Genomic DNA, 4341 nt, shown 5'->3' with positions numbered 1-4341 from the left:
GGTCTACATGCGCGAGCGCAGGCATTGGCGGACGCGGGAGGCCAAGCTCGCGGCCGATCTCGAGGCCGCCCGCAGCCATCAGGAGCGCCTCGCGATCCTGCTCGGCGCCGAGCCCCAGGTGGTGGTGAGCTGGAACGGACGCGATGCCCAGCCCGTCTTCGAGGGCGATAGCGGCTTTCTCGGCGCGCCGGGGGCCGTGCTCGCACTGGCCTATGGCAGCTGGGCCGCGCCCTCCGACGCCAAGCGGCTGGAACTGGCCACGGACGCGCTGAAGGAGCGCGGAGAGGCCTTCAGCTTCACGTTGCGCAGCAAGGCCGGGCCATTCATCGATGTCCAGGGGCGTCCGGTTGCCGGCCGGGCGGTCATCCGCTTCCGCGAGGTCACCGGCGAGCGCGCGCAGGTCATGACGCTGCGCGGCGAATTGGAGCGCGTCACGGCCGATCACGCGGCTCTGGCCCACCTCTTCGGCGGGCTGCCGCATCCGGCCTGGATGCGCGACGCCGACGGCCGCCTGAGCTGGGTCAACGGCGCCTATGCGCGGGCGGTCGAAGCCAGCGATCCGGCGACGGCGGTGACGGGCGGGCTCGAACTGCTCGACCGGGCCGAACGCGATGCGGCGGCGCGGGCGCGGCGCGAGGGCAGCCCCTTCGCCGGGCGCGCGCCCGCCATCGTCGCCGGCCAGCGGCGGACGCTCGATGTCGTCGAGCTGCCGGCGGCGACGGGCTATGCCGGCTTCGCCACCGACATGAGCGAGCTGGAGGCGGTCCGCGCCGATCTCCAGCGCCAGATGGACGCCCATGTCCGGACACTCGACCGGCTCAAGACGGCGGTGGCGGTCTTCGACGGCACGCAGCACCTCGTCTATCGCAATTCCGGTTTCGACACGCTCTGGTCGCTCGAGTCCGGCTTTCTGGACGGCCAGCCGACCGATGGCGAGATTCTCGATCGGCTGCGCGCCGAGCGGCGCCTGCCGGAACTCGGCGACTATCGCAGCTGGAAGGCGGCGGTTCACGCAGCCTATACCGCGACGCGCGCCAGCGAGGACTGGTGGTATCTGCCCGACGGACGCACCATCCATGTCGTCGCCAGCCCCAACCCGCAGGGCGGCGTCACCTATCTCTATGACGACGTGACCGAGCGCTTCACGCTCGAATCCCGCTTCAACGCCCTGTCCCGGACGCAGCGAGAGACGCTGGATTCGCTGCGCGAAGGCGTCGCCGTGTTCGGTTCTGACGGGCGGCTCCGGCTCTCGAACCCTGCCTTCGCCCAGTCCTGGCGCATCCAGGGCGGCGACCTCGCCGCGAGCGCCCCGCATATCGACGAGGTCATTCGGCTCTGCAAGCCGCTCTTCCCGCAGGACGAGGTCTGGAGCGAACTGCACAGCGTCGTCACCGGCGTGCGCGATGCGCGCGAGGACTATCACTGCCGGATGGAGCGCCGCGACGGTTCCGTGCTCGACATGGCGGCCGCGCCCCTGCCGGACGGCGCGACACTGATCTCCTTCGCCGACGTCACCGCCAGTGTGAATGTCGAGCGGGCGCTGACCGAGAAGAACGAGGCTCTTGAGCGCGTCTCGCGGCTGCGCGAGGACTTCGTCCATCACGTTTCGTACGAGCTCCGCTCGCCCCTCACCAACATCATCGGCTTCGCTCAGCTCCTCGGCACGGAGACGGTCGGTCCGCTCAACGAGAAGCAGCGCGACTATTCCGCCCATATCGTGCGCTCCTCCGGCGCGCTGCTCGCCATCATCAATGACATCCTCGACCTTGCCACGATCGACAACGGCGCGCTGACGCTGGAAATCCAGGATGTCGACGTCTCCGACACCATCGCGCAGGCTGCGGCGGGGCTTCACGACCGGCTGATCGACAGCAGGCTCGAGCTCAAGGTCGAGATCGACCCGCGCACCGGGCCGCTGCGCGCGGACGGCAAGCGGCTGCGGCAGGTCCTGTTCAACCTGCTCTCCAACGCCATCGGCTTCTCTGCGCCCGGTCAGACCGTCATGGTCAGCGCAAGCCGCCGGGGCAGCGACATCAGCATCACCGTGGCCGATCAGGGCCGTGGCATTCCGGCCGAGGTCGTCGAGAAGGTCTTCGAGCGCTTCGAGAGCAACTCCCTCGGCTCCAGCCATCGCGGCGTCGGCCTCGGGCTCTCGATCGTGCGCTCCATCGTCGAGCTGCACGGCGGTCATGTCGAGCTCGATTCCGCGCCGGGCCGGGGCACGAAGGTCACAGCCATCTTCCCCGCCCAGGGCATGCCGCTCTCGGACGCAGCTGAATGACAGAAGAAGCCCGCAAGGCCGGCCTGCACCGGCTCATGCTGGTGGACGAGGCCGCGACGCAGCGCCTCGCCGCCGATATCGCCGCGATCCTGAAGCCAGGGGACATCGTCGCGCTCTCGGGCCATCTCGGCTCGGGCAAGTCGCTGCTGGCGCGCGCCATCCTGCGCGAACTGGCCGGCGACCCGACGCTGGAGGCGCCGAGTCCGACCTTCACGCTCGTCCAGAGCTACGACACGCCGCGCGGCCTCGTGCTGCACGCCGACCTCTACCGCGTCCGCTCGCCCGACGAGCTCGACGACATCGGCCTGATCGAGGATGTCGAGCGGCTGATCACGCTGGTCGAGTGGCCGGACCGCGCCGGCACGCGCCTGCCTGCGGGCCGCAGGATCGACATCGTGCTCGACGTCGATCCCGACAATCCCGAGACCGGGCGCATCGCCGATCTGTCCGGCGGCGTGCTGTGGAAGCAGCGGCTCGCCATCGCGGTGGCTTCGCGCCGCCTGCTCGACGCCTCTGGCTGGGGCGCAGCCCGCCGCGACTTCATGCTCGGCGACGCCTCGACGCGCGCCTATGAGCGGCTGACCCAGCCGGGCGGCGAAACCGCCGTCCTGATGATCTCGCCGCCGCGGCCGGACGGCCCGCCGATCCGCCTGGGCAAACCCTACAGCACGTTGGCTCACCTCGCCGAGAACGTCGAAGCCTTCGTAGCGATGGATTGCGGCCTCAGTTCGCTCGGCTACTCGGCGCCGGAGATCCTGGCCGAGGACCTGGCCACCGGCCTGCTGATCATCGAGGATCTCGGCAGCGAAGGCGTGATCGATGCCGAGCGCCGGCCGATCGCGGAGCGCTACGAGGCGGCGGCCCGATTGCTCGCCGATCTCCACCGGCACACGCTGCCCGCCATCCTGCCCGTGGCCGAGGCGCGCGACCACGCCATCCCCGAATACGACCGCCAAGCGCTCGCGATCGAAGCCGAGCTCATCCTGGAATGGTATGCGCCGCATATCGCGGGCGTGACCTTGCCCGCCGTGACGCAGGCCGAATTCGCCCGCATCTGGAGCAAGCTCTTCGACGAGATCCTCGCCCAGCCGAAGACCTGGACGCTGCGCGATTTCCATTCGCCGAACCTGATCTGGCTGGAGCAGCGGGAGGGCCACGCCCAGCTTGGCCTGATCGATTTCCAGGATGCGGTGCTCGGCCACCCCGCCTATGACCTCGCGTCCCTCGGACAGGATGCGCGCGTCGATGTGCCGGCCTCGCTGGAACTCAGATTGCTCGCGGCCTATGGCGCGGCCCGGCGTGCGGAGGCGCCGGATTTCGACCTGGCCGATTTCGCCCGCGCCTATGCGATCCTGGGTGCGCAGCGCAACACGAAGATCGCCGGCATCTTCGCCCGGCTCGACAAGCGCGACGGCAAGCCGGACTACCTCAAGCACCTGCCGCGCATCGAGGGTTATCTGCGCCGCAACCTGGAGCACCCTGCGCTCGAAGAGCTGAGGGGCTGGTACCAGGCGCATATGCCGAAGCTGTTCGAGACGGCGTGACAGGGCGCGGCGCCATGCCTCTCTTTGTGCCGAACATCCGCGTCTCGAACACGACGCTCGGCGAAGCAAGACGCGGATGGCCGGGACAAGCCCGACCATGACGCGCTATGGATCGCCATGCGTCCGTTCCGGGAGATTCGCGTGACCTCAACCGCTTCGCCGCCGATCCGCCGGGCGATGGTGCTGGCGGCCGGGCTCGGGCAGCGCATGCGCCCCATCACCGACACGCTGCCGAAGCCGCTGGTGCGGATCGGCGGCAAGGCGATGCTGGACCATATGCTCGATCGGCTGGCCGATGCCGGCGTCGAGGACGCGGTCGTCAACGTCCATCATCTCGCCGGGCAGGTCGAGGCGCATGTCGCCGGGCGCCCCCGCCCGCGCATCACGGTCTCGGATGAACGCGCCGAATTGCTGGAGACCGGCGGCGGCGTGAAGAAGGCCTTGCCGCTGCTCGGAGCCGCGCCGTTCTTCCACGTGAATTCGGACGCGCTCTGGCGCGAGACCGGCCGGCCCGCC

The 4341-nt window shown here is 69.7% G+C and carries 3 protein-coding genes; all 3 read left to right on the top strand.

Going from position 1 to position 4341, the window contains the following annotated elements; genetic code table 11:
- Positions 1-2281 (top strand): sensor histidine kinase (locus ACIPIA_RS10950; RefSeq protein ID WP_400509392.1); only part of this gene is annotated, 2281 nt, incomplete at its 5' end.
- Positions 2278-3825, top strand: a complete 1548-nt coding sequence (tsaE, locus tag ACIPIA_RS10945; protein WP_400509390.1) for a tRNA (adenosine(37)-N6)-threonylcarbamoyltransferase complex ATPase subunit type 1 TsaE — start codon at positions 2278-2280, stop codon at positions 3823-3825. The genes ACIPIA_RS10950 and tsaE, both read left to right, overlap by 4 nt.
- 177 nt (positions 3826-4002) lie before the next feature.
- A partial coding sequence (locus ACIPIA_RS10940) for a sugar phosphate nucleotidyltransferase (RefSeq protein ID WP_400509394.1) occupies positions 4003-4341 on the top strand: 339 nt, incomplete at its 3' end.

The sequence above is a fragment of the Allobosea sp. CER48 genome, assembly GCF_044752385.1.
GTDB lineage: Bacteria > Pseudomonadota > Alphaproteobacteria > Rhizobiales > Beijerinckiaceae > Allobosea.
The sequence above is the reverse complement of the archived record's forward strand: the minus strand, read 5'-3'. Positions and strand labels throughout refer to the sequence as shown.

What these genes read in the sequence shown, in the direction of transcription:
- tsaE (WP_400509390.1), top strand. Translation starts at nt 2,278, where the DNA reads ATGACAGAAGAAGCCCGCAAGGCCGGCCTGCACCGGCTCATGCTGGTG.